We start from the raw sequence: 26,555 nt of genomic DNA on the forward strand, positions 1-26,555 counted from the left end.
TTCAAGTCTAAGGTGTTTTTGTATTTTTAGATTCCCGCCGTTGCTGAGAATGACATCTTCTCGACTTCTTTTCATGACTTTTACACTGTCCTGAATTATATAACTCAATAAAAACTTGATTATCGAGTAAAAGACTAAATAGTATACAATTATACCGTGAAGTAAAACCTTTGATCATAGAATTCATGTTATTAGAGGTAGTGAAATTTCAACCAATAAACCACCTAGAATTTTACTATCCTGCAAGGATATTGTTCCATTATGATCAATGATTATTTCTTTAGTAATAGCAAGACCAAGTCCAACATTACCTGAATTATTAAGTGGTCGTGACTTATCTGAACGATAAAATGCTTTAAACACTAATAATTTCTCTGCATCCTTTATGCCAATACCGTTATCTTCAATTTTTATTATTACGTTAGTAGAGGTAGAGCATACAGTAATTTTTATTTTTGTAGAATATTTTATAGCATTACTTATTACGTTAGATATTGCACGTTCAAAGTTGATAGGCTTGATTTGTGCTGTTATCTGCTTTGTTGCAAGCAGCTCAATATTGGCAACAGGCCATTTATTTATGATAGTAGATAGCCAAGAAGATAATTCAATTATTTGAGCTTCTTCACCATTTTCACCCTTAGCAAAGTCAAGGTATGATTTTATCATTTGTTGCATGGTAAGTATATCTTCCTTAAGACCTTCTGTTTCCTCAGATTCTTTCATTAACTCCAGTTGTAACTTCATTCTAGTTAGGGGAGTACATAAGTCATGCGAAATCTGTGCCAGCATTCTAGTTCTTTTAGAAATTTGTTGTTCAATTCGTTCTTTCATTTTCAGAAAAGCAATACCAGCTTTTTTAATTTCTTTTGCACCAGAAGGTTTAAATGTTGGTAATCTTGTGATTCCTTGTCCGAATTGATCAGCAGCATCTGCAAGAGTTAAAATGGAGTTAATTTGCTTTTTAGAGAAGATTAAGGAAACAGAAAGTAGTAAAATAGTTAAGAAGATTAACCATAGAACAAAAATGTAAGCCGTTGGATTCATCAATAATTTTGCAGGGAAAGTTATTTTTAGTAAACCATCGGTTAATTGGAATAATACTTCAATTCTTTTTGAATCATTAATCTTTACTATATTTTTCTTATTAATTTTTACGTTAATAATATTTTTAAAAATCTCTAATTCTTCACTAATTCTAGGTTGTTTGCGTGGCAAGTTTAATTCTTGATGAAACTGATACGACAAATTTAAATAATTTGTTTCTGTTGTATTTTTTTCTAATAAATTATTGTCGTCTTGTTCAAGAAGGGAAATAATTTCATTAGCAATAATATTGCTAGTATAGTAAGAGACATTATACCAGTGACGATCATAGAACAAAAACACTGCTAGAATTTGTCCTATTAATGTTGGAACAATAATGATGAGAACAAATCTAGCCAGTAAAGTTTGTGGTATAAGTTTATGTATAGATAGCATAACCGCTATTCCGAATGGTTTTTAGATATTTTGGTTCTTTAGGGTCATCTTCAATCTTACTTCTTATTCTGACAATTTGTACGTCGATAGAGCGAGGGCTAAGTCCTCCCATTATTTTTGACAACTCATCACGTTTCATTTCTTGTCCATTGTGTTTTAATAATACTTCTAGCAATTTTTGTTCTGTAGAACTCAATTGTACAAGTTGATTATTTTTTATAAATTCCTTTGATTCTAAGTTATAATAATTATTGCCTAATCGCTTGATTTTATCTTGTTTTTTATAATTATTATAGCTATTTAATAGGTTATTAATCCTGAGTAATAATTCTTTCGGTTCGAAAGGTTTGGTCAGATAATCAGATGCACCGGATTCTAATCCCTTGATACGATCACTTGGTTGTGATAGTGCAGTTAGCATAACAATTGGTATAAGGTTTTTACTTGATCTTATAGTATGGGCAAAATCAAGCCCTGTAACATTCGGCAACATAACGTCTAGAATAATTAAGTCATAAATAGAGGATTTTAATAGTTCCTCAGCTTCTTGGACGGAAGCTGCTGTTGATACTAAAAAGTCGTTTTTATACAAAAACTGTTTTAAAAGTTTTTGTATTCGAGTATCATCATCGACTACAAGAATGTGGGGCTTAGGACTTTGCATAAATAAAGTTTTGGTATTTGAGGTTAGGTTATACTAACTGAATAATGGAAGGTTGACAATGATAATAACACAAGAAAATCTAATTGTAGAAGAGCGGCATAGAAACCTTAAACAATTATCAGGTTATATCTGGATTAACGGTAATTTTATTGCTTGGCAGGAAGCTAAAGTAGATGTTCTTACTCATAGTTTACATTATTCTGGTGGAGTTTTTGAAGGAGAAAAAGCCTATGATGGAAAAATTTTTAAATTAGAAGAACATACGCAGCGTTTGATAGAATCGGCACAAACTTTAGCTATGGAAATGCCATATAGTTTTGAAGACATTATAAAAGCCCATCACTTACTTATAGAAAAAAATAATATTAAAGATGCGTATGTTCGTCCTTTAATTTGGTATGGTAGTGAATCTCTTAATCTAACTAATGTAAATTTATCAGTTAATTTATTAATTGCTGCTATTCCATCAACTCCTAGACCTTCTGATGCTTTAAGTTTACATATTGCACGTTGGCGGAAATGCCATCCAAACTCGCTGCCGCCGCAGTGTAAATCGTCAGGACATTACAATATGATGATAGTATGCCAAAAAGAAGCTAAGTCTTTGGGTTATAATGATGCAATTCTATTAGATTGGCGAGGATTTATTGCTGAATGTACTACTACAAATATCTTTTTTGTTAAAGGAGAGCAATTATTTACACCGATAGCTGATAGTTTTTTAAATGGCATAACGCGTCAAACAGTTATAAAACTTGCTAAAGAGTTAAATCTTGAGGTTAAGGAAGAGTACATAACTCTAGATAGGTTAGGGGAGTTTAATGAATGTTTTATGACTGGTACAGCTGCAGAAGTTAAGGGGATTAAATCGATTAACCGTGGTGATCAAAATATTATCTTTGAAGATAGTAAAATTACTAATTTGTTAAAAAAAGAATATAATAGCTTAGTGCGTAGGTAAATAGTGATATAATGGGACTGATGCAAGATGAACAATAATATATTTAAAGGGCTTATTACAGCCATTATAACCCCTTTTAAGGATAATAAATTAGATTTTGTTTCTTTGGAGAAAATACTTAACTATCAAATTGATAATAAAGTTGATGGAGTAGTGATTGCTGGTTCTACTGGTGAGGGGGCTAGCTTAAGTTTACAGGAATATCAATCTTTGTTAGAAATGGCTGTAGAAATTACTAAAAACCGTACCCAAGTAATAGCAGGTTGCAGTGCTATTACTACCAGTATAGCCATAGATATGATAAAAATATGTACAAAAATTCCTGTTGATGGGTTTATGTGTAGTATTCCTTCTTACGTAAAACCTATGCAAGAAGGAATTTATTTACATTTTGAAGCTATACATAATGTAAGTAATTTGCCCATAATGCTGTATTCAGTACCTAGTAGAACTGTGGTTGACTTTTCAGATGACACGATAGTTAGGCTCAGTAAACTACCACGTATTGTAGCTTTTAAAGATGCAGGTACTGATTTAGAACGTCCTTTGAGAATTAAGGATGCTGTAAGCAAAGATTTTAACTTATTGTGTGGTAATGATGGAATAGCTTTATCTTATAATGCTCACTCGGGAGTAGGGTGCGTTTCTGTTGCCTCTAATATAGCACCTAGTTTGTGCAAGAAATTACAGGATAATTGTCATGCTGGTAATTATAAAGAAGCTCTACGAATAGAGCAGCAGTTACTACCCTTATATAAAGCATTATTTGCAGAAACAAATCCAATATCAGTGAAATATGCAGCGTGCAGATTAGGGCTATGTTCTAATGAGTTAAGGCTTCCTTTAACTTCAGCGTTGAAAGTTACCGAGGAAAAAGTAAATAAAGCTATGGACTATAAAGCTATGGACTATGTCGGAATATAAGAAAATAATAGCACAAAATAAAAAAGCATATTTCAATTACTTTATTGAAGAAAAAATTGAAGCTGGCATAATATTAACTGGGAGTGAAGTTAAATCACTGCGTCAAGGAAAAGCTAGTATAGAAGATAGTCATGCAGAAAATTCGGCAAATGAAGTGTTTTTATATAATTGCCATATTGCGGAATATGACAAAGCTAACAGATTTAATCATTCGACTAGAAGGACCCGTAAGTTGCTTCTTAATTCTAGTGAAATAAAGAAAATAATTGGTAAAATTCGCCTAAAAGGCTACACTCTTGTTGCTCTTTCTTTATATTTCAATAAAAAAAATAAAGTAAAAGTTGAGTTAGGCATAGCAAAAGGTAAAAAATTACATGATAAAAGACAGTCTATTAAAGAACAAGATTGGAAGAGGGATCAGGGGCGGATTATGCGTGCGAAGTAGGGTGAAAATAATACATCGTATGTTTACATAATGGCAAGATGTAAGAAAAGTGTTTGAGAATATCAAAATTTATTACCCAGTTCTTTGGGAGACTTACCAAAAACTAGCACAGTACCTTGGCTTCTTAGAGACTAAAGCACCCATTATACTTCCATATAAACAAATAGGTAAAGTTAATGACAATAACTCCTGACTACATAATTGAAAGAAAGCAAAATAAATTAAAATTAAGGCTGTGGAAGTTAGCAGCAATTTTAATGTTTATAGTTTTAATTGTTATGATGATTAAGAAATTTGATTTTCCAAGTTCTGAATATGTAACTACTAATAGTAACTATATAGCTACAGTTTCAATAGAAGATATAATTTTTGAGGATACAAAACGTGATAAAAGATTGGAGAAAATCATTGATGATGATAAGATTAATGCTCTAATTGTTAATATCAATTCTCCTGGTGGAACTGTGGTTGGATCAGAGAAAATTTACAATATACTCAGAAAAATATCAGCAAAAAAACCGGTAGTGATTGTTATGGGTACATTGGCAGCGAGTGGAGGATATTTGATATCATTAGGAGGGGATTACATAATTAGTCATAATGGAACGATTACTGGCTCAATTGGTGTGATTTTCCAAACTCTAGAAGTCACAGATTTAGCAAAGACACTAGGTATTACCTTCAATAATTTTAAATCTGGGGAATTAAAAGCCGCTCCTAATCCTACTGAGAAAGTTACAGAAGCTGTTCGTCAGGCTATAATGTCTAATGTACAGGATACATATGATTATTTTATTGAACTCGTTGCTTTAAGAAGGGGATTAGCAATTGAAGAAGTTAAAAAAATAGCTGATGGTCGGATATATTCTGGTCGCCAAGCTTTGAAACTAAAACTTGTTGATGCTGTGGGTTCTGAGGATGATGCGATTAAATGGTTACAGGAAGTCAAAAAAATTGATAAAGATTTGAAGGTAAAAGAATTTAAAATAAAACCGAAATCAAAATTTCTTGAAATTATTATGGAGGATTTTGATAGTGTTTTACCAAGTTTTTTTAAAAATAAATTTCAAGGAATAAAAGCAATTTTTTAATTTATGGCAAGAAAGTCTGATTTAGTGGATAAAATATCTAAGGAACTTAATTATCTTTCTAAGGAAGATATAAAAGATTCTATAGATTTGGTATTTGATTATTTACAGTCTAGCCTCGCTGAGCAAAATCGTATTGAAATTAGGGGCTTCGGTAGCTTCTCAATTAGGGAGCGGAAATTTCCCAATAGTGAGCAGTCATATAAAACTGTCTATTATCGTGGACATCGCTAGACTTTTGGAAAAGGGAGGGAATAATTATATACTTTAGCCTCAGTTTGATGTAACAAGTTAATACTAGACCTAGTATCATCTCTATTGTGGGGGATGTTACCCCTGCGAAGGCAGGGGTCTAAAGAAGTAGCAAGGATTAAGTGCTTAAACATTTTTAGATCCCTGCTTTCGTAGGGATGACATCGAGCGTGCAGAGAATAATAATTATTCTTACATCGATACTCGAGGTTATATTAAAGCCAATTCGGGATAAGAATTAACTAATTCTTATCCCGAATTGGGGTTACTTCCTAGCCTCTGCTGATTTACCAGTATAAACTATATTTTGGTAATTAAGTTTGATAGCGGTAAATAAAGCTGCGTGATCGTTTCCTACATTAACAATAATTTTTACAATTTGGGGAAATTCTTCAATTAGTTTTTTAAAAATATAATCCCACACTAGCATACCGTAATATCTCGTGCTACCACTTTTGTTAGTTAAAATAACCGGCTCATGGAATTTGGATAAGAACTCTCGTGCATCGCTTAAGTTTTCTATTGTGTAAGTTATTGGATTTGGCATATTTTTTGACTTTTTACTTACTCAAATTAGTAAATTAAACCTCAGTTCGATGTAACAAGTTAATACTAGACCCAGTATCATCTCTATTGTGGGGGATGTCACCCCTGCGTAGGCAGGGGTCTAAAGAAGTAGCAAGGATTAAGTGCTTAAACATTTTTAGATCCCTGCCTTCGCAGGGATAACATCGAGCGTGCAGAGAATAATAATTATTCTTACATCGATAGTTGAGGTTAAATTAAAATCAAAAGCTCTTTTGAATCTAAACATATACTGCTATAATTTCAAGAGTGGGTGGACAATAGTATAACTTCAAGAAGAGTTAACAGTAGCAAAGTCAAGCTAGCTGTGCGTTGAGATATTTAGGATACGATGACCTTAATTCTTGAAGTTCTACCTGAGTATATACTCAAATCTAATTCAAACAACTAATATATCCATGACTTTAGAAGAATTTCGCCATAAATATAATTATGATCAATCAACAAAGATGATGCAACAATATTTAGACATCAAATTTGCTAATCTTGATTGTCTTCTATTATTTAGGATGGGTGATTTTTATGAAATGTTTTTTGAGGATGCAATTCTTGCCAGCCAAGTTTTAGGTATTGCTCTTACCAAAAGAGGGTCTAATGGAGACTATGAGATTGCTATGTGTGGTGTCCCTCATCATGCTCTTGAGACCTATTTAAATAAATTAATTGAAGAAAATTACAAAGTTGCTATTTGCGATCAATTAGAGACGCCGGAAGAGGCAAAGAAACGCGGTGGCTATAAAGCTGTAGTAAATAGGGATGTAACGCGTATTATCACCCCAGGTACTATTACCGAGGAATCTTTAATTTCGTCATGCGAACCTAATTATTTGGCAAGCTTAGTTTTGCTAAAAAACAGGGCGTCAATTTGTTATGTTGATCTTTCTACTTCAGAAATTTCAGTTATAGAGATTCCGCAGGATGAGATTCTAAATGAACTATCACGTCTTAAGCCTAAAGAGATTTTACTTAGCGAAAATTTACAGGGAGAGCAATTAGCTAATAGTATTCAGCACCAATTACATTTCCGTGTCTCGTATCAAGTTGATAGTTTTTTTGCTCCTAAAAAATGCCATAAAATTATTTTAGATTTTTACAAAATCAATGATCTAAAAGGCATAGGGGAAATATCTGAATGTCAAATAAGTAGTATTGGTAGTATCTTAGAGTATTTATCTTTAACGCAAAAGCAAAATATACCTTCGCTACCTTTGCCCTTGTTGGTCAATTACCATAATTTTATGATTATTGATTCGGCGACTCGGCGGAATTTGGAAATTACTAATAATTTATTAGGAAAAACCAAGGGTAGTATGCTGACCACTATTGATCACACAGTTACTAAGGCTGGTAGTCGTTTACTATATCACTTTTTATCTACACCACTAATAGATATTGATGAAATAAATTATCGACAAAATATCACAGAATTTTTTTATTCAAATATTGAACTAGTAGGAAATATTAAAAAGTTACTCAAGAAAACTGGGGATTTAGAACGTTGCTTGGCTAGAATTACCATGAATCGTGGCTGCGGGCGAGATCTGCTAAATATTAAATATACGTTAAATGCTGCACTGGAAATAAAAGGAGAGTTTATTTGCCATTATGGGCTAAATTTACTAGATTATATAGAGAACTTAATTAAACCACTATCCGGAGATGAACAGTTATATTCCTTAATAGATCAAGCAATTAGAGAGGATGCACCTAATACTATCAATGAAGGCGGGATAATAAATCATCATTATCATCCTAAAATACAAGAATTATATGACTTAATTAACAATGGCAAAGCACATGTAGAAAAATTAAAAAATGTATATCGCCTTGATACTGGCATCGACACTCTAAAAATATCGCATAATAATGTCCTTGGGTTATTTATTGAAGTTACCCTAAGACATAGTGATAAGATGTACGAATCAAAATTTATTCACCGACAAACAACTTCTAATGCTAGTCGCTATACTACTATTGAATTACAAAAGTTAGAAAGCGATATGGTTAATAGCAGGAGTTTAGCGGTTAGTCTTGAACTAGAATTATATAATAAAATATGCCAGCAAGTTATTGATAAAGCTATATTCTTACGATTACTTAGCTGTTCCTTGAGTCAGCTTGATGTATTTTGTAATTTTGCTTATATTGCTGATGAATATAATTATGTCAAGCCTAGCTTAAGCAATGATTTGAGTTTTGAGATTATTGAAGGGCGTCACCCAGTCGTTGAACAAAGTTTATCAAATGATAAAAAAAGCTTTATTCACAATAACTGTACTTTATCGGAAGCTAATAGAATTTGGTTAATTACTGGACCTAATATGTCAGGTAAAAGTACTTTTTTACGGCAAAATGCCCTAATAGCTATATTAGCTCAAATTGGTAGTTTTGTGCCGGCTAAAAGTGCCAAAATAGGTATTGTAGACAAGATATTTAGTAGGATAGGGGCAGGGGATGATTTACAAGCAGGACAGTCGACTTTTATGGTGGAAATGCTTGAAACATCAGCTATTTTAGCACAATCTACTAAAAATTCTTTAGTCATATTAGATGAGGTTGGCCGCGGAACTTCCACCTATGATGGTGTATCAATTGCTTGGTCAGTGCTTGAATATATTCATGATAATCTCAAATGTAGGTGTTTATTTGCATCGCATTATCACGAATTAACCAGTATGAGTAACTTTTTGCCAGCCTTGCAAAATTATACGGTGGCTATTGAGGAATTAGGGAAAGAAATATTATTTTTGCATAATATTATAGCAGGGACGGCTGATAAATCTTATGGAATTCATGTAGCCTACTTAGCGGGCCTACCAAAATCTGTTATAATTAGGGCGAACGACATTTTAACAAAACTAGAAAAAACCGCAACGTACAAAAATAAGAATATATTAAATACCGAATCAAACAATTTAAGTTTATTTAGCTTACCAGTAGAGAGCAAAAAAGAGATAAAATTCAATAAGTTAGAAGAAGAAATTAATAAAATCGATCCTGATCAGCTCTCCCCTAAACAAGCCTTGGAGTTGGTTTATAAATTAAAGGAACTAATTTTTTGAGTAATATAACCTCGAATATTGATGTAAGACATCTGTTTAATAGCATAGGGTGTCACCCCTGCGTAGGCAGGGGTCTAAAGAAGTAGCGAGGATTAGGTGCTTAAACATTTTTAGATCCCAGCTTTCGCTGGGATGACATATACGATGAAACGATGTCATTCCTGCTTCGGTGCGGAATCTAAAGAAATAGACAGGAAGGATGCTTTAGATATTCTAGATCCCGCACCAAAGCAGGGACATAAAGGAAAGCAGATGACATAATGGCGGTAACATCACCCCTAATGGCGATGATTACTTGAGCCTAATATTAACTTGTTACATCGATAGTTGAGGTTAATTAATGGGCTTTAATTTTTTAAATAGGGTTGCCTTACATGATAGTACCACTAGAACCCAAACGTTCAGTAAATGGAAAAATTTGGCAACAGCGATCAGTAAACGAAGGTGATGTTTCAGAACTTTGTCGTTCTGTAGGAATCAGTGATTTTCTAGCACGGGTTCTATTCCCTCGCTTAGAGAACTTGTCACAAGCTATAGATTTTTTATCACCTAAGCTCAAGAATTTACTGCCAGATCCTTTTCATTTACTTGATATGCAAAAAGCAGTAGATAGGACTATAGAAGCTATTATAAATAAACAGAAAATCTGTATATTTGCTGATTATGACGTTGACGGGGCTACATCTTCATCACTACTTAAGAATGTATTTAGAGATTTGGGGCAAGAAGCTGATATTTATGTTCCAGACCGAATTGCTGAAGGGTATGGACCGACCCCAGCTGCTATGCAGAAAATTAAGGATAATGCTACTGAGCTACTTATTACTGTTGATTGTGGAGCAATGGCACATGAGGCTCTAAAATATGCATCGCAAGTAAAGCTTGATGTAATAGTTATCGATCATCACATTAGTAGTGATATATTGCCTGACGCTGTTGCTGTTGTTAACCCGAATCGTATCGATGAAACGAGTAGATATAAGTACCTAGCAGCTGTAGGAGTATCATTTTTATTTGCTACCGCCTTATTATCCGAGTTAAAAAAACAAAATTTCTTTGCCGATATAGCTTCGTGCTCGATACAAAATAGTGTATATTTAAAATGCAATACTCTACCCAATTTAATGCAATATTTAGACTTAGTCGCACTTGGAACAGTATGCGATGTAATGAAGCTTATTCACTTAAATCGTGCTTTTGTTGCTCAAGGATTAAAAATCCTTGGTCAAAGAAAAAATTTAGGTATGAAGACTTTATGTGATGTTGCTGGTTTAAATGAAAAACCAAACTGTTATCATTTGGGATTTGTGTTGGGGCCTAGGATCAATGCTGGTGGAAGAGTTGGTAAATCATCCTTGGGCGCTAGTCTTTTATCTACCGAATGTGCAATAGAAGCCAATCTACTTGCACAGGAGTTGGAGAAACATAATAATGAGCGAAAAGTAATAGAGCTGATAATGATAGAGGAAGCTACTCAAATAGCTTTAACCCAAGAAAATGATAGTTCATTATTTATAGTTGGTAAAGGCTGGCATCCGGGTGTTATCGGCATTGTCGCTGGCAGATTAAAGGAAAAATTTAATAAACCAGTTGCAGTTATAGCTTTAAATGATGCAATCGGTAAGGCTTCTTGCCGTTCTGTCAGAAATGTTGATTTTGGTAGTAAAATTATCAATGCCAAGGCTAAAAATTTAATTATAGCTGGCGGGGGACATGCAATGGCAGCTGGATTTACAGTATTGGAAGAGAAATTACAAGAGTTACAAGAATTCTTAAATCACGCCTTTAAGATTGATATTAGTAATCAAAATGACATTGCCTATGAAGAATATGATGCGGAACTTACTACAAGTAGTGTAAATTTGCCGCTAATGGATGAGCTGAGTAAACTCGAACCATTTGGTCAAGGAAATCATGAGCCAATATTTAAATTCTCTAATCTTTTTGTGTTAAAAGCTGACATAGTCGGTGGTAAACATATAAGATGTTTGCTTGCTCCTTCTAAGGAAGCTTTTGGCTCTAAAGCACTTCCTGCTATTGCGTTTAATAGTGTATCTAGTCCTATAGAAAATATTTTACTTAATATTAAGTCACATAATATTTCTGTAATTGGTTCATTAAAAATGAATAGCTGGAAAGAATCTAATACTATTCAATTACAAATAAAGGACTTGATAATATGATATTTGTTAGCTATTTTGCTATGATTATAAGTTTTTTATCAACTCCAAGTATAATGTAAATTTCCTATGTCAAAATCTAAACAAGTTAAAACAAATAGCCATGTTCCCATTGAGGAAACTGGTGATTTGGCTGTAGTTCAAGAGCATTATCAAGATTATCCCTATCCTTATAGAAATCCTGAAGATGAAACAAAAAGATTACTGGTAATTAGCGGTGAATTTTTGGGTGAGTTAAATCATTATTTATATAAAGGTAAAGAGGATTTTAATTCAGGTTTTCGGGTACTAATTGCAGGTGGTGGTACTGGTGATTCTGCTATATATATGGCAGAGCAACTAAAAGATAAAAATGCTGAAGTGGTGTATTTAGATTTTAGCAAGCCTAGCATGGAAATTGCCCAAAAACGTGCTGAAGTCTTACCAATATTAAATGGGTATATGATTCTATCTTAAATATTCCAAAGCTTAATTTAGGTAAGTTTGATTATATTAATTGTATAGGAGTATTGCACCATTTAAAAAACCCTCCCAATGGTTTAAAGATCTTAAAGGATTCTCTCTCTGATCAGGGAGCAATTAACATAATGGTTTATGCTAAATATGGTCGTACTGGATTATATCAGGTACAAGATATCATGAAAATGGTAAACCATGGTGTTAGCAATAGAGTAGAGGAAATAATGAATGCCAAGGCTGTTATGGCTGGTTTCCCTGCAACTAATTGGTATATACGTGGGCAAGAACTATTAAGAGATCATATTAATTTTGGTGATGTAGGTTTATATGACATGTTTTTGCATAAACAGGATAGGGCTTATTCTATTCCCGAATTATATGAATTTATTCATAATGCAGCTTTAAATTTTGTGGAATTTTCTGATGTTAGCGAAAAAGTAGCTCTAAGGATCGAAAATTATATTAGTGACTTTTCTCTTCTACAGAAAATTAAGAGGATGGATATCATAACACAGCAAGCAATTTGTGAATTAATTGTTGGAAATATTATTAAACACAGTTTTTTTGTTTCTAATCAAAAAGATACTATTGCTAGTCTTGATAATTTGGATAATATACCATATTTTTATGGTATTACTGAGACTATTTCTAAACAAATTTATGATCATATAGAAACTAATGCTTTAGTAGCTGGCAATATTGTTAACTTTACATTAAATAATTCATTATTAAAGGATATCAATATTACTATACCAATTTCTAATTATACCAAATGTGTTTTTAAACAAATGATAGATGGTGGTAAAAGTTTACAGGAAATCTTTGATTTAATCAGAGAAGATTTACAACAAGAAATTAGTAATGAATCCTTATTATTGGAAGTAAAGAATATATTCGCCCCATTTTTTTCTACGGGAATTATGTTACTTCATGACAAAGCAGTAAAGCTTTTTTAACTAATTTGACATTTATAGCTAACTTCAAAAGCTGTAACTCGATAATCAAGTTTTTATTAAGTTATATAATTCATGGCAGTTTGAAAATCATGAAAAGAAACCAAGAAGATGTCATTCCCGCGTAGGCGGGAATCTAAAAAAATGACCTAAAAGACTATTTAAACTTTTTTAGATACCAGCCTACGCTGGGATGACATAAACTGCCATGAATTGTAGCCTTCAGAAAAAAACTTGATTATCGAGTGTAAAAACAGTTTTTGAAATGGTAGGTTTGTGGTTTATCCTTCAGAGCCTTCGCTGTCGTCTCCTAATATTGGTCGAACATCCTGCTCATCAGTGAACCGTAAGGTAGCATTTGAACTAAACGTAATTACGGGAGACTGTAAGGTAGTAAGCTGTAAGGTAATATTTTTGCCAATAATGTGGTTGTTAGGATTTAAATTACTAAAATCATTATTCTTAATATCGAAGTTATTTGAAATCTTGCTGTTGTACAGGGGCATATATAATCGTCCTTTATTAATTTTTCAGAGGAAGATTATACACATTATGCAAATAATATCAACTGTTAATTAGGTTCTGTTGACAAGTCTATAGAATTACTCTGTAGGAGGTTCAAGATATTCACCCAATAGAGAAGGATGATTATCAATATAGGTAATAGAGGTAGGTATTAAAAGTGTTGTATTGGGTATCGTTACATTGTTGTCCTGCGATGATGATGTTCCAACCTCAATAAGTGTATTACTAACATTAGCATTATGGGCTTGAGAGAGTAACACAGCTGCTGCCTTTAAAAGCTTTGGGTTAATATTGTTTATATGGGGCAAAGGCTCTCTGTTAATGACATTATTAACTGTGTTACCAATATCATTATTACTACTAATCATATATAAAATTTCATATTATAATTGTTAAAGGGACATTATATAATATTTATCAAAAAAACACAGTATAAATTTTTATTAATCAACAATTCTTGTATGGGGAATGTGGATTACTCTGTAGGATGCACTCCATCTCCTAATAGTGTAGGGTGATGACCGTCATGCTCCCCTATCATCTTAACATCAGATATCCTTAAATGAGAACAAATTTCGTCTAACATTTCCTTAGGAAGAGATGTTAAGTTAGTGGTAGTACTCTTTGAGCCAAAGTCAACTGTTAGTTGACAAGCAATACCAGCTAATTCAAAAAAATACTTTTTTATAAACAACTCTACTTTCTTAGGATCAAAAATCATATTATTTTGCTCAGCAAATAAACTTATCCATATTTTCATAAGTTCTTAAATATGGTGCTGCTTTACCAAGATCAATCGCAATTGTTTCTTCAGGATTTGTGACGATAGTGTTTAGGAGTTGACAAGTATTTGTAAATGAAATTATATCTTTTATGAAGAATCTTTCTAAATCTGAGTTTTCAAAAAGATAGCTAATATCATCTTTAGTAAAGATAATTTTTTTTCCTGGAGCTAGAATTAAGGTAATAGTAGAACCATTTTCTAGGACTAGATTCTTTGTAGAATCTGCAATATCTTGTGTTTGGAATTTATAGTGATGACCATTTTGAGTAAAGTTAACCGTATCACTAAGTTCTATACCAATGTCATTATTGTTCTGCATTATAGATATAGTGTTCAGTACTATAAGAGTTACTGAACACACATTACTAACATTATATAGGTCATATGCGGTATTGATAGCACCGCCACCAATGTTATCTCTATTATAATCTGCCATATATAAAATCCTCTAATTTTTAAGTCATTAAATATTTATCAAGAAAATACAATTATAAATCTTTATTAATACCAAAAATTACTATCCTTCTAAACCGCCATACGTTTTTTAGTAGCTTTTCCGTAGTTTTTTGCTGTAACTATGGGGGTAGCTTTGCCATCTATGACATCTTTTGAAATATGTACATGCATTTTTTTCAGATTGGTAACATTATACATGCTGTCAAGTAGCAGTGTCTCAATTATCGATCTAAGCCCCCTAGCTCCGGTTTTTCGTGCCAGTGCTTTCTCGGCTATTCCTTCTAAAGCATCATGATCAATTGATAGTTCAACATCGTCTAGCTCAAATAGTTTATGATATTGCTTGATAACAGCATTTTTTGGTTGAGTTAAAATTGCCACCAAAGAGGCTTTATCTAGATCATCTAAAGTTGCTATTACTGGAAGCCTACCGATGAATTCTGGAATTAACCCAAACTTTACTAGATCTTCAATTTCTAATGACTTGAGTATTTCACTGTGGTTTTTTTCTTGTTTTGATTGGACATTTGCTGCAAAACCAATCGAACTTTGAGCAGTACGGGCATTAATGATATTATCTATCCCCATGAAAGCTCCACCGCATATGAACAAAATATTGGAAGTATCTACTTGAACAAAATCTTGCTGCGGGTGTTTTCTGCCGCCTTGGGGGGGAACAGAAGCAATAGTTCCTTCCATGATTTTAAGTAATGCTTGTTGGACTCCTTCTCCCGATACATCTCTTGTTATGGAAGGGTTTTCAGATTTTCTAGCTATTTTATCTACTTCATCTATATAAACAATGCCTCGTTGGGCTTTAGCTATATTAAAGTCTGCTGCTTGTAATAATCTTAGCAAGATATTTTCAACGTCTTCACCAACATAGCCAGCTTCGGTTAAAGAAGTGGCGTCTGCCATAGTGAAAGGTACATCAAGAATTTTTGCTAAGGTTTGTGCCAAAAGGGTTTTACCAGAGCCAGTAGATCCAATAATTAGGATATTTGATTTATTTAATTCGACATCATTATTACCTGACTCGATATATTCTAATCGTTTATAGTGATTATATACCGCAACTGATAAGACTTTTTTTGCTTGATCCTGACCAATTACGTAATCATTAAGAGTAGAAAAAATTCTTTGTGGTGTTGGAATTGAAGAGGCAACTTGTTTAAGAGTTACTTTAGTCTCTTCTTTTATAATATCACGGCAAAGTTCAATACATTCATTACAAATAAATACTGTTGGTCCAGCAATTAATTTTATTACTTCATATTGATTTTTACCACAAAAAGAACAGTTTAATTCTTTTTTTTCAACTTCCCCTGACATGATTCCACTTTTTTAATTTATGAGTTTAATATAGCTTATATAACCTCAATTCGATGTAAGACATCGATTTAATAGTCTCTCTCCCCTTACCCATCTACTATGTCACCCCTGCTAAGGTTAATGTCATTCCCGCACCGAAGCAGGGATGACATAATGGCAAGTAGGGACGGACACCTAGGCTATTAAATTAATGTTTTATATCAAACTCAGATTACTTATATACATCTAATTAATATAGATAAGTTATTTAAGTAAGTCTAATATATTTTCAAGGCACGCGAATTCGGGATAAGAATTAACTAATTCTTATCCCGAATTGGGGTAAGGCAATACTTCTATTATGGGAAACGTGATTTTCTTTAAGTTCATAGTAATCTAGTTTTGCAGTATCTTCATTAACAGACTAAGTTCCTCACGAAATTCTGCATCAATTTCACATAATTCTTCTACTTTTTTGATGGCATGCATTATTGTAGTATGATCTTTCTTACCAAATTTCTTACCGATATCAGTAAGGCTTTTTGGGGTTAATGTTTTACTTAAATACATAGCTACTTGCCTTGGTCTAGCTATTGAGCGAATACGTCTAGGAGAAGACATATCAGAAAATTTAATATTATAACGATCAGCTACTTTTCTTTGAATATCTTCAATCGTTATAATTCTTTCATTGGAACGTAGTAAGTCACGTAAGATATTTTGGGTATTTTCTAAAGTTATCTCCCTACCAACTAAAGTTGAATGAGCGATAACTTTATTAAGAGCTCCCTCTAACTCTCTGACATTTGATGTTATTTTTGATGCCAAGAATTCTACAACATTTTTAGGTATGTGAATATTCATCTGTTCAAGCTTAGATTCTAAGATACCCAATCTTAGTTCATAAGTAGTACTGTGAACATCTGCAACCAATCCCCAACCAAGCCTGGACTTAATTCGATCTTCAATATTATCTAAATCTGACGGTGAACGGTCACATGATATAACCATTTGACGATTATTATCAATCAAAGCATTGAAAGTATGGAAAAACTCTTCTTGAGTACTATCTTTACCGGATATAAATTGAATATCATCGATCATTAGCACATCAACTGAACGAAACTCTTCTTTAAAGGACATAACATCTTTATTACGAAGTGCTTTGATGAATTGATACATAAACTTTTCTGCCGACATGTAAATTACTTTGCGAGTCGGGTTATTATGTCTTATATACCAAGCAATAGCATGCATTAAGTGTGTCTTACCAAGACCAACACCCCCATACAAAAATAAGGGGTTAGATTCAGCTACGGCACTTTCTGATTCAGCAACTGCTCTAGAGGCTGCATATGCTAACTCATTTGGTCCACCAACTACAAAATTTTCAAAAGTAAATCGTAAGTCTAATGCTGAAAAAATGCCTTCGGAATTGAGATCCATTCCTTCTTTTATTGATGGAATTTTTGCTAAATATTCAGGTATATTTGGATTTTGTTCTAGTAATTCTTTAGTAACTATCTCAATTGATTTAATATCTTTGTCATAGGACTGCCAAGATTGCAATATAGCACGTGCATATCTTGATTTTATCCAATCTCGGATAAAATTTGTTGGTGTAGAAAGTATAACAGTAGTAGTAGAAGCTTCTAGAAAGTTAATCTTACTGAACCAACTTTTATACAAAGACTCACCGTAATATTTATTAAGATCAGAACAAACATGCTGCCAAATATCTCTATAATGAGCTACTTCCTTTCCTACAGTCAATTGATTTTGGTTAGTATTCACAGAACTTGCCATGGTAAATTATTTTGTTTCCAACCAGCTCCATTAGTTCCTCCTTCAAAACCATCAATGATGTTGTAGCAGTTTGTATAACCTAAACCACCAGCACACAAGGCCGCTTCATGAGATCGTGTACCTGAACGGCAAAGGAATAATACATTATTTTTATTACTGACTTTCGACATGAACTGGTTGTTAAATTCACGATTTAATGACATATCAGGCAATAAACGCCAGCTAAGAAAAAGTACTTGATCTTTATCAAGCTTTGGAATACCTATTTTCTGCCATTCTTCAGCAGTTCTAACATCAACAACAATGGTACACTCATCCATTTCTAGCAACTTATAAGCTTTTAAGGAAGATATATTTTTGATACTTATAGGCTTCTGCATTTTTTTGAATATATTAAAATTTATTGAATAAGGACAAGATTTAGACTAATTAAATTTGAGTATATACTAGTTATATACAGTTTACATTTTATATTTTATATTTGGTAATTGTCAAACTATCTGAATCATATTATGATATTTTTTTGTAAGATTATCAATATGGACTATTTTAAAAAAGCATTCCTAGCTAAAAAATTACTACACCAAAGCAAAAATCGTGGTTGCAAAGAAACCGGGTTAATATTAGGTAAATTTGCTGAACAATTTCTTGCTAATATGGATATAGATAGTTTAACAGATTTTGCTTTAATACTTAATCAAAATGATATAGATATTTATGATTGGATTACTAATAAAACAACTCCTCCTGTTCACTTAAATTCAAAAGTGATGTTACAAATACTTAATTTTGATATTAACCGCCTATAAGCTTAATAAACAATGATACAACAACCGCTGCCACTCAGTGCAAAAAGTTTTTTTGCTAATGAGTATTTCTCAAATAAACCAACCAAGAATATTTTACTTATTTTTGCCAGTGAAGATGATGCAATTAATAGCCATAAACAGTTATTATTTTTTGCACAAAGCATTAAGACTAGTAATATATTATATTTTCCTAGTTTTGATACTATACCATATGATCGCATTTCACCACAGTCTAACATTTTATCAGAAAGAGCTAATGCACTAAGTTATTTAGCAACTAATAATGAAAAAAAATTGGTAGTTACTAATTCTGTGAATTTACTGAGCAAATTACCGCCTTCGGAATTCCTAGTTAAGTCTTTTCTGAAATTACATAATACAATGAAGCTTTCAGCGGGCAAGCTCGCTGAGTTCCTAGTACATAATGGTTTTACAAGGAGTAGTAGTAGCATTGATAGTGGTGAATTTTCAGTAAGAGGAGAGATAGTAGATATAGTTTTGCCAGGGTATAAAGCCTATCGTATTAATTTTAGTTGGGATCACATAGAGTCAATAAGAGAATTTGATATTGATAGCCAAATTTCTACTAATAGCTGTACGGAGCTAATAATTAATTCTGCCAGTGAGGTAATATTAAATCTAGAAACAATAAAGAATTTTAGAGATAATTACCTAAAAGCTTTTGGTGTTAATTACGTGAATAGCCCTTTATATGAATCAGTAATTGAAGGAAAAAAATTTCAAGGATATGAACATTTATCTCCTTTATTCTATAATTCTTTCAGTAGTTTAATTAATTATTTAGATGATCCTATTATTATTTATGATAATTTGTCGTTACAATCAATTCTTGAGCAGGAGAATAATTATACAGATCTTTACAGATCCCGCATTGAGTCTAATAAAATAAAATTAAACACATTCTATCCTGCATTGCCTCCTGAGCAGATTTACTTTACCAGTCAGGAAATACAAACTTTACTAGAACAGGATAAGAATATTTTAATTAGTCCTGAAAATTCATCTTATGCATATTCATTAGAAAAAATTATTGCAACTAGTTTTATTGAGGATAAGACAGTTTTTGATAAACTATTTGAAATTATAGAGAACAATAATACTAAAATACCAATTATTTTTTGTCAGTCTAAAAGTAATTTGGAAAGACTGAAGAGCTTGATAAATAGCTACTCTCGAGAATATATCGAGATAGACAATCTACAACAGGCAAAAATTGCTGTGATAAATCTTGCATATGTTCAGCTTAGTCAAGGATTTTATAGTGATAAATATTTGTTTATTGCAGCTCACGATATTTTAGGAAAAAGTGCGGTAAACGTTCGTCAGCAAGGTGCTAAACGTAAGCTTAAAAACATTCTAATGGAATTAGATAATTTAGGTGAAGGAGAGTTAGTTGTTCATAAGGATCATGGTATCGGTCAATTTCTTAATGTTGAAACACTAGATGTTAAAGGCAAAGCTCATGATTTCCTAAAAATTTTATATGAGAATAATGATAAATTATATATTCCTGTTGAGAATATAGAGCTAATTAAAAAATATGGTAGTAGTGAAGCACAGCTGGCCAAGTTAGGTAGCAGTAGCTGGCAAAGAAGTAAGGCTAAGCTCAAGAATCGTATTACAGAAATTGCCGAGCAATTATTAGCAATAGCCGCTAAGAGGAAATTAACTGTAACTAATCCAATAGAGTTTGATCATGAAGAATATGACAAATTCTGTCAGAGATTTAAATATACCGAAACTGAAGATCAGTTAAATGCTATAAATGATATTAGAAAAGATTTTGACTCAGGTCTTTTAATAGATAGATTAATTTGTGGTGATGTTGGTTTTGGAAAAACTGAAGTGGCCATAAGGGCAACTTTTATGGTAGCTAAATCAAACTGTGACCTCCCTCCTCAAGTAGCCATTGTCGTACCAACTACTATTCTGGGTAAGCAGCATTATTTAAGATTTCGTAAAAGATTTAAGGATTTAGGGCTGAATATAGTACAATTATCTAGCCTAGTTACCAATAGTGAGGCTAAAATTGTTAAAGAACAAATCAAAAATGGTACAGCTAATATAATAATTGGTACACATGCCTTGCTGAGTAAGAATATAGAATTTAGTAACCTCAGATTATTAATAATTGATGAAGAACAACATTTTGGTGTTGCTCAAAAGGAACATTTAAAGAAACTAAGAACTACAATGCATGTTCTATCTCTTTCGGCAACACCAATTCCTCGTACAATGCAGATGTCTATGGTAGGGCTGAAAGACCTTAGTATCATTGCCACACCACCGATTGATAGGCTAGAAGTTCGGACAACAGTTACGCCGTTTGATCCGGTGATTATTAGAGATGCTTTACTTAGAGAACGTTTCCGTGGTGGTAGAAGTTTCTATGTAGTGCCTAGAATTAAGGACATCCCGGATATAGAGAAATACTTACAGGAGGTTGTACCTGAACTAAAATACAAAGTTGCTCATGGCCAAATGCCAGCTGCCAAAGTAGATGAGATTATGAGCGAATTTTGTGATGGTAAGTTTGATATACTCGTTTCTACCACAATAATTGAGTCAGGTATAGATATTGCTGAAGCTAATACAATGATTATTCATAAATCTGATATGCTTGGTTTGAGTCAGTTATATCAGCTCAGGGGTAGGATAGGACGAAGTAAAGTCAGAGGTTATGCCTATTTAACCTTAGCTAATTATAAGAAAATGACCGCACATTCAATAAAACGTCTAGAAATAATGCAGAGTAGCTGTACTCTTGGTTCTGGTTTTACCATTGCCAGCCATGATATGGATTTACGTGGTTTTGGCAATTTGGTAGGAGAAGAGCAGTCTGGGCAAATTAAAGAAGTAGGAGTGGAACTTTATCAGGAGATGTTAGATGAACAAATAGCAATTCTTAAGGATGAAGTTATTGAGCAACCAAAAGCTTTTGTTCCAATAATTAATTTGGGATTACCTGTTTTCATTTCCGATAATTATATTGCAGATTCTGCTCTTAAACTAAGTTTGTACAGAAGAGTTGGAAATTTAATTGATGATATAGATATTGAAAATTTTAAGGACGAAATGGTTGATCGTTTTGGTCCTATCCCATCCGAGTTTAATAATCTACTTAATATAGTAAAAATAAAGCATAAATGCAGTAAGCTTAATATTGAAAATTTAGACTCTGGTGATCGAGGATTTGTTTTAAAATTTTATAAAGAATCAGATATAGCTGATAAGATTAGAAATTTTGTTATAAAATATCCTCAGCAAACCAAAATAAAACCGGATACTAAGTTAGTATTTACCAAAACATTGGTAGGAAAGGATATTATAGAGGAAGCAAATAGTCTGTTGGAGCAATTATTGGTGGCATAATACCATATAGGATGTCATTATGTCATTCCTGCTAGGGTTAATGTCCATAACTGTTGAAAGTTGTGATCCCTGCCCCTTCGGATGTTACCTCTGCGTAGGCAGGGGTCTAAAGAAGTAGCGAGGATTAGGTGCTTAAACATTTTTAGATCCCAGCTTTCGCTGGGATGACATCGTTTTGACGTTAGTACTACAACTGTAGTACTAGGTTAACTAGGAATAAAAATTAGGAAAGTGAGTAAAATTAAAAAGCAATATATATGTACAAATTGTGGTAATAGTACATCAAAATGGGCGGGACAATGTTTTGATTGTGGCTTATGGGGAGCGATTGAGGAAGAGGTAATTAGTCAAGTACAAGTTAGGTTAGGCAATAAACAACAAATACAAAAACTTGATGGTGTTGTTGTGGAATCATTACGTACTCCTACACCTATAAATGAATTAAATAGGGTGTTGGGTGGCGGGTTGGTTTCCTCTTCAGCAATTTTAATTGGTGGTGATCCTGGTATTGGTAAATCAACTTTATTATTACACTTAGTGGCAAGTTCTTTTTGTGATAAAATTAGAATGAATTGCTTATATGTAACTGGTGAGGAATCCATTGACCAAATAAAGCTAAGAGCCTTAAGATTAGGTCTTAATAATGAAACAACATCTATCTTAGCTGCCACTAATATCGAAGATATTATCTCAACTATTGATGCTGATAAGAACAATATTGATTTAGTAGTAATCGATTCAATTCAGACAATAGGCTTCTTTCGAAACTAGACAATGATGTAGAATGGTGTTATAAATATCTGATTTGAAGTAATAATATGAAATTCGATCAGATTAAAGAGTTAGAGGATGAAAAATTTCGTCGATTAACAGGAGTAAAGAAGGGAACATTCTCAAAGATGGTGGATATTTTGAGGCAAGCTGATGGTCTTAAGAAATCAAAAGGTGGGCGTAAAAATAAGCTCAATTTGGAGGAACAGTTGCTGATGGTCTTAGAATACCTTAGAGAATACCGTACTTATTTCCATATAGGTCAGAACTATGGGATTAGTGAAAGTTCAGCATATAAAGCTGTTAAATGGGTAGAAGACACCCTAGTTAAACACCCAAACTTTGCTCTTCCAGGTCGTAAAGCTCTAATGAAGAGTGATATGAATTATGAAGTAGTCTTGATTGATGCTACTGAGAGTCCTATAGAAAGACCCAAAAAAAACAAAAATTCTATTATTCAGGAAAGAAGAAAAGGCATACACTAAAAACTCAAATAGTGGTAGACAAGAAAACACACCAAGTAATATGTACAGATTTTTCTAACGGTAAAAAACATGACTTTAGATTATTTAAGGAATCCAAAATTCTTATCCATCCTAAGGTTAAAGCGATTACTGATACAGGATATCAAGGTATACTGCTCGTAAATGAAGAGTTGGTAGACGAAGATCAAAATCAACAAGTGCTAGGAGTGTCCAAGCCGAGGAGCACAGCGTACATTAGTACGTGAGCACCGCAGGTCTTGGACAACAACAACGCAATTGTTGATTTTCATCGAGTATATACAAAAAATTCACAATAATTCTGAATTACCAAAGAAAAAAAGCAAGAAAAATCCTTTAACTAAAAATGATAAAAAGAATAATCGTAGGTTAGCAGGAGAAAGAGTTCTAAATGAAAACGTTATTGGTATGCTAAAACGGTTCAAAATTATTGCTGACAAATATCGAAATAGACGTAAAAGATTTGGTCTTAGATTTAATTTGATCTCTGGCATTTATAATTTTGAACTACGTCAACCAGTTTCGAATGAGGTCTAATGGTAACTCGCACACTATCATCACCACCTGGCACTATTTCGCAGATTCGGACCTGTGCTAATGAATTGGTTAGCTATGCTAAGCAAAATAATATTATTATTTTACTTAGTTGTCATGTGACAAAAGATGGGCAATTAGCTGGTCCTAAGTTACTCGAACATCTTGTTGATACCGTACTATATTTTGAAGGTGATCATAATAGTCATTTTCGTATTTTGCGTTCTATTAAAAATCGATTTGGTGGAATAGGGGAAATCGGTGTTTTTGAGATGACTGCTAGTGGTCTTAAGGAAGTCTCTAGCCCTTCCGAGCTATTTCTGATGAAAAGGGATAAAAATGTTAGCGGAACAACGGTATTTGCTGGAATTGAAGGGTCTAGACCGTTATTAATTGAGATTCAGGCATTAATTGCTCCTTCCAATATGCCAATGCCAAGACGTTCGGTTGTAGGATGGGATTTAAATAGATTATCAATGATAATAGCTGTACTTAATGTACGGTTTGGTCTTAACTTAACTTCTAAGGAAGTATATTTAACTGTTGCTGGTGGGCTTAAAATTTCAGAACCAGCTTCAGACTTAGCTGTTGCAGCTGCTTTAATTTCTGCAGCAAATAATAAAGCTGTGCTAGAACATAGTGTTTTTTTTGGAGAAATTGGTTTATCTGGTGAAATAAGAAAAGTCAATGCAGCAGAAATGAGAATAAAAGAAGCAACGAAATTAGGATTCAATAAATTAATTTGCTCCAAACTTGAAAAGTTAAGTAATAACCTAATTTGCCCAATTAGTAATATAAAAGAATTGAAAGAGTTGATATAGTTAAAATTCAGAGTAGAGGTATACTTGAATGATCCTACGAATTGGATTTGAAAATGAGGGGCGAGTAAGCGGAGTGTACATTTAGCACATGAGTACGCGAGTTCCTGATATTTTCAAAAGACAATTCTTCAAAGCAGAAGAGTAGGCTCAAGTAATCATCGCCATTAGGGGTGATGTCACCCCTGCCGCCATTATGTCACCCCTGCTTCAGTGCGGGGTCTAAAAATGTATAACATACCTTCTATGCTATTTTTTTAGACCCCGCTACCTTAGCAGGGGTTACATTCGAAGGAGCAGAGGGACCACCCTAGGCTATTAAACCGATGTCTTACATCGAATTAATGGCTTTAATATAAGGAAAAATGCATTCTTAAAGCGGTTTTACGAATGCATTTTAAACTTGATAATCAAGTTTTTATTGAGTTATATAATTCATGGCAGTTTAAAAGTCATGAAAAGAAGTCGAGAAGATGTCATTCCCGCTTCGGTGCGGAATCTAAAAAAATAGCCTACAAGACTATTAAGCTGGGATGACATCGTTTTGACGTTAGTACTACAACTGTAGTATTAATTGGGTTGATTTGGTTTTTCTCTCACTATTTTAAATAAGTTATGCATAATATTTACCTACAAAAATTAAAATTACTAAATTATCGTAATTTTCAGAATTTAGATATTAGTGCTGGTAATAATCCTGTTATACTAATAGGGGGGAATGGTAGTGGAAAAACTAACATTCTAGAATCAATATCACTATTTTCACCTGGTAAAGGTTTGAGATCAGCCAAATTAGATGATATTTGTCAAAGGGGAGCAGATAATTGCTTAGCTTATGCATTATTACACAGTAAACTTGGCTTAGTTGAAATTTCAACGAATTTAAAGCGTGAATCTAATAGACGTTTTACGGAATTTAACGGTGTTAAAATACAAAATAATGAACTAAGTAAGTTCTCTGCTATGATTTGGCTTACACCCCAAATGGAAGGTATTTTTTCTTCCGGTATTAGCGATAGGCGTAAATTTTTTGACAGGATTGTTTATAACTTTAATCCATCGCATGCAGGAATAGTTAGTAAATACGAATATTACATGTATGAACGTAGCAAAATACTAGCACAAGACCAAGTGGATACAAATTGGCTAAGAGTGGTTGAAGAAAAAATGGCGGAATTATCAATTGAGATCGCTATTAATAGGCTAAAAATTTTAGAACATATGCAAAAAGCTATCAATGATTTGGATAATGATTTTCCTAAAGCTATTTTATCGATTAATGGGGTTATAGAAGATATAATATTAAGAAATTCTGAAATAGATATTGATTTTATAAAAAATGAGTTAGTGGTGTCTCGTGTTCGTGATAAGATATCTAATAGAACTAATTTTGGAGTGCATAAAAGTGATTTTGTAGTTATTCATAAAGAAAAAAATGCCTTAGTTAAACACTGTTCCACCGGTGAACAGAAGGCTATGCTCATTGCCATAATACTTGCCCAAGTTAATTATTCTATTAAAGAAAACATTGCTATGCCTATTTTACTGTTAGATGAGGTTTTTGTACATCTTGATAACAAAAGGAGGCAGTACTTAATTGATTTCTTCCTAGAATTAGGATTACAGCTATGGGTGACTGCAACTGACTTAAATGGCATAGAATCTTTAACAAAAAAAGCAGAATTAATAAAATTATAGGATGAAATTTCTCTTATTTAATATTTAACAATCAGGTGGGCAGCCGCTTCAAACCTGATTGTTTCTATATAGTGAAACCTATTGAATTAGGT

20 protein-coding genes and 4 pseudogenes are annotated in these 26,555 nt (G+C 32.9%); 14 read left to right on the forward strand and 10 right to left on the reverse strand.

Translation table 11 applies throughout. From position 1 onward, the window contains the following. Positions 1-183: 183 nt before the first annotated feature. Both AAGD29_RS01245 and AAGD29_RS01250 read right to left on the reverse strand, forming a co-directional pair. Positions 184-1,482, reverse strand: a complete 1,299-nt coding sequence (locus AAGD29_RS01245; protein WP_341753637.1) for an ATP-binding protein — start codon at positions 1,480-1,482, stop codon at positions 184-186. Beyond that, entirely contained in the window at positions 1,466-2,146 is a 681-nt protein-coding gene (locus tag AAGD29_RS01250) for a response regulator transcription factor (protein ID WP_341758210.1), read from the reverse strand. The genes AAGD29_RS01245 and AAGD29_RS01250 overlap by 17 nt, the downstream gene beginning before the upstream one ends. 58 nt (positions 2,147-2,204) lie before the next feature. Between AAGD29_RS01250 and AAGD29_RS01255 the strand changes: the two genes are divergently transcribed. The 5 genes from AAGD29_RS01255 (at position 2,205) to AAGD29_RS01275 (ending at position 5,798) form a co-directional block, all read left to right on the forward strand. Continuing rightward, complete coding sequence (locus tag AAGD29_RS01255; protein ID WP_341758211.1) at positions 2,205-3,107, forward strand: branched-chain amino acid transaminase; 903 nt, start codon at positions 2,205-2,207, stop codon at positions 3,105-3,107. 27 nt (positions 3,108-3,134) lie between these two features. Next, on the forward strand, positions 3,135-4,031 hold the full coding sequence (dapA, locus tag AAGD29_RS01260) for a 4-hydroxy-tetrahydrodipicolinate synthase (RefSeq protein ID WP_341758212.1): 897 nt from the start codon (positions 3,135-3,137) through the stop codon (positions 4,029-4,031). After that, the gene (smpB, locus tag AAGD29_RS01265) at positions 4,018-4,476 is read left to right on the forward strand and encodes an SsrA-binding protein SmpB (RefSeq protein ID WP_341758213.1); all 459 of its coding nucleotides are present in this window, start codon (positions 4,018-4,020) and stop codon (positions 4,474-4,476) included. Before dapA ends, smpB begins: the two co-directional genes overlap by 14 nt. 176 nt (positions 4,477-4,652) lie before the next feature. Then, positions 4,653-5,567 carry a signal peptide peptidase SppA gene (sppA, locus tag AAGD29_RS01270; RefSeq protein WP_341758214.1) on the forward strand — a complete coding sequence of 305 codons (915 nt, stop codon included), beginning with the start codon at positions 4,653-4,655 and terminating at the stop codon, positions 5,565-5,567. 3 nt (positions 5,568-5,570) lie between these two features. Next, entirely contained in the window at positions 5,571-5,798 is a 228-nt protein-coding gene (locus AAGD29_RS01275; protein WP_341753631.1) for an HU family DNA-binding protein, read from the forward strand. Between the two features lie 283 nt (positions 5,799-6,081). Here AAGD29_RS01275 and AAGD29_RS01280 read toward each other — a convergent pair whose 3' ends face one another. After that, positions 6,082-6,363, reverse strand: coding sequence for a hypothetical protein (locus AAGD29_RS01280; protein WP_341758215.1), 282 nt, complete (start codon positions 6,361-6,363; stop codon positions 6,082-6,084). Positions 6,364-6,799: 436 nt separating this feature from the next. Between AAGD29_RS01280 and mutS the strand changes: the two genes are divergently transcribed. The 3 genes and pseudogenes from mutS to AAGD29_RS01295 all read left to right on the forward strand — a co-directional run bounded on the left by mutS (position 6,800) and on the right by AAGD29_RS01295 (position 13,058). Continuing rightward, a complete protein-coding gene (gene mutS, locus AAGD29_RS01285; protein ID WP_341758216.1) occupies positions 6,800-9,463 on the forward strand; it encodes a DNA mismatch repair protein MutS in 2,664 nt (887 codons plus the stop codon). A 374-nt stretch (positions 9,464-9,837) separates the two neighbouring features. Continuing rightward, positions 9,838-11,646: a single-stranded-DNA-specific exonuclease RecJ gene (recJ, locus tag AAGD29_RS01290; protein WP_341758217.1), complete on the forward strand. Its 1,809-nt coding sequence runs from the start codon at positions 9,838-9,840 to the stop codon at positions 11,644-11,646. A 66-nt stretch (positions 11,647-11,712) separates the two neighbouring features. Then, positions 11,713-13,058, forward strand: a pseudogene (locus AAGD29_RS01295) (class I SAM-dependent methyltransferase). A gap of 278 nt (positions 13,059-13,336) precedes the next feature. On the opposite strand, the gene AAGD29_RS01300 reads toward AAGD29_RS01295, so the two are convergent. The 7 genes from AAGD29_RS01300 to AAGD29_RS01330 all read right to left on the reverse strand — a co-directional run bounded on the left by AAGD29_RS01300 (position 13,337) and on the right by AAGD29_RS01330 (position 18,305). Beyond that, positions 13,337-13,561 (reverse strand): hypothetical protein, encoded by a 225-nt coding sequence (locus AAGD29_RS01300; RefSeq protein WP_341758218.1) that lies wholly within the window; start codon positions 13,559-13,561, stop codon positions 13,337-13,339. Positions 13,562-13,657: 96 nt separating this feature from the next. Continuing rightward, a complete protein-coding gene (locus AAGD29_RS01305; protein ID WP_341758219.1) occupies positions 13,658-13,948 on the reverse strand; it encodes a hypothetical protein in 291 nt (96 codons plus the stop codon). A gap of 107 nt (positions 13,949-14,055) precedes the next feature. After that, positions 14,056-14,340: a hypothetical protein gene (locus AAGD29_RS01310; protein WP_341758220.1), complete on the reverse strand. Its 285-nt coding sequence runs from the start codon at positions 14,338-14,340 to the stop codon at positions 14,056-14,058. Continuing rightward, the gene (locus AAGD29_RS01315; RefSeq protein WP_341758221.1) at positions 14,312-14,800 is read right to left on the reverse strand and encodes a hypothetical protein; all 489 of its coding nucleotides are present in this window, start codon (positions 14,798-14,800) and stop codon (positions 14,312-14,314) included. The genes AAGD29_RS01310 and AAGD29_RS01315 overlap by 29 nt, the downstream gene beginning before the upstream one ends. A gap of 89 nt (positions 14,801-14,889) precedes the next feature. Beyond that, the gene (gene clpX, locus AAGD29_RS01320; protein ID WP_341758222.1) at positions 14,890-16,152 is read right to left on the reverse strand and encodes an ATP-dependent Clp protease ATP-binding subunit ClpX; all 1,263 of its coding nucleotides are present in this window, start codon (positions 16,150-16,152) and stop codon (positions 14,890-14,892) included. A 375-nt stretch (positions 16,153-16,527) separates the two neighbouring features. Further along, on the reverse strand, positions 16,528-17,937 hold the full coding sequence (gene dnaA / locus AAGD29_RS01325) for a chromosomal replication initiator protein DnaA (RefSeq protein WP_410521162.1): 1,410 nt from the start codon (positions 17,935-17,937) through the stop codon (positions 16,528-16,530). After that, a complete protein-coding gene (locus tag AAGD29_RS01330) occupies positions 17,922-18,305 on the reverse strand; it encodes a rhodanese-like domain-containing protein (RefSeq protein WP_341758815.1) in 384 nt (127 codons plus the stop codon). The genes dnaA and AAGD29_RS01330 overlap by 16 nt, the downstream gene beginning before the upstream one ends. Positions 18,306-18,449: 144 nt before the next feature. Between AAGD29_RS01330 and AAGD29_RS01335 the strand changes: the two genes are divergently transcribed. The 6 genes and pseudogenes from AAGD29_RS01335 (at position 18,450) to recF (ending at position 26,463) form a co-directional block, all read left to right on the forward strand. After that, on the forward strand, positions 18,450-18,746 hold the full coding sequence (locus AAGD29_RS01335) for a succinate dehydrogenase assembly factor 2 (RefSeq protein ID WP_341758223.1): 297 nt from the start codon (positions 18,450-18,452) through the stop codon (positions 18,744-18,746). A 12-nt stretch (positions 18,747-18,758) separates the two neighbouring features. Further along, positions 18,759-22,139 carry a transcription-repair coupling factor gene (mfd, locus tag AAGD29_RS01340; protein ID WP_341758224.1) on the forward strand — a complete coding sequence of 1,127 codons (3,381 nt, stop codon included), beginning with the start codon at positions 18,759-18,761 and terminating at the stop codon, positions 22,137-22,139. A gap of 231 nt (positions 22,140-22,370) precedes the next feature. Then, positions 22,371-22,892 (forward strand): annotated as a pseudogene (locus tag AAGD29_RS01345) (AAA family ATPase); the annotation flags it as partial. A 65-nt stretch (positions 22,893-22,957) separates the two neighbouring features. Next, a pseudogene (locus tag AAGD29_RS10195) lies at positions 22,958-23,950 on the forward strand (IS5 family transposase). Next, positions 23,950-24,768 (forward strand): annotated as a pseudogene (locus tag AAGD29_RS01360) (magnesium chelatase domain-containing protein); the annotation flags it as partial. The pseudogenes AAGD29_RS10195 and AAGD29_RS01360, both read left to right, overlap by 1 nt. Before the next feature lie 612 nt (positions 24,769-25,380). After that, entirely contained in the window at positions 25,381-26,463 is a 1,083-nt protein-coding gene (gene recF / locus AAGD29_RS01365) for a DNA replication/repair protein RecF (protein ID WP_341758225.1), read from the forward strand. Positions 26,464-26,555 lie beyond the last annotated feature (92 nt).

It is taken from the genome of Candidatus Tisiphia endosymbiont of Ditula angustiorana, assembly GCF_964026425.1.
In the GTDB taxonomy this organism is placed as follows: domain Bacteria; phylum Pseudomonadota; class Alphaproteobacteria; order Rickettsiales; family Rickettsiaceae; genus Tisiphia.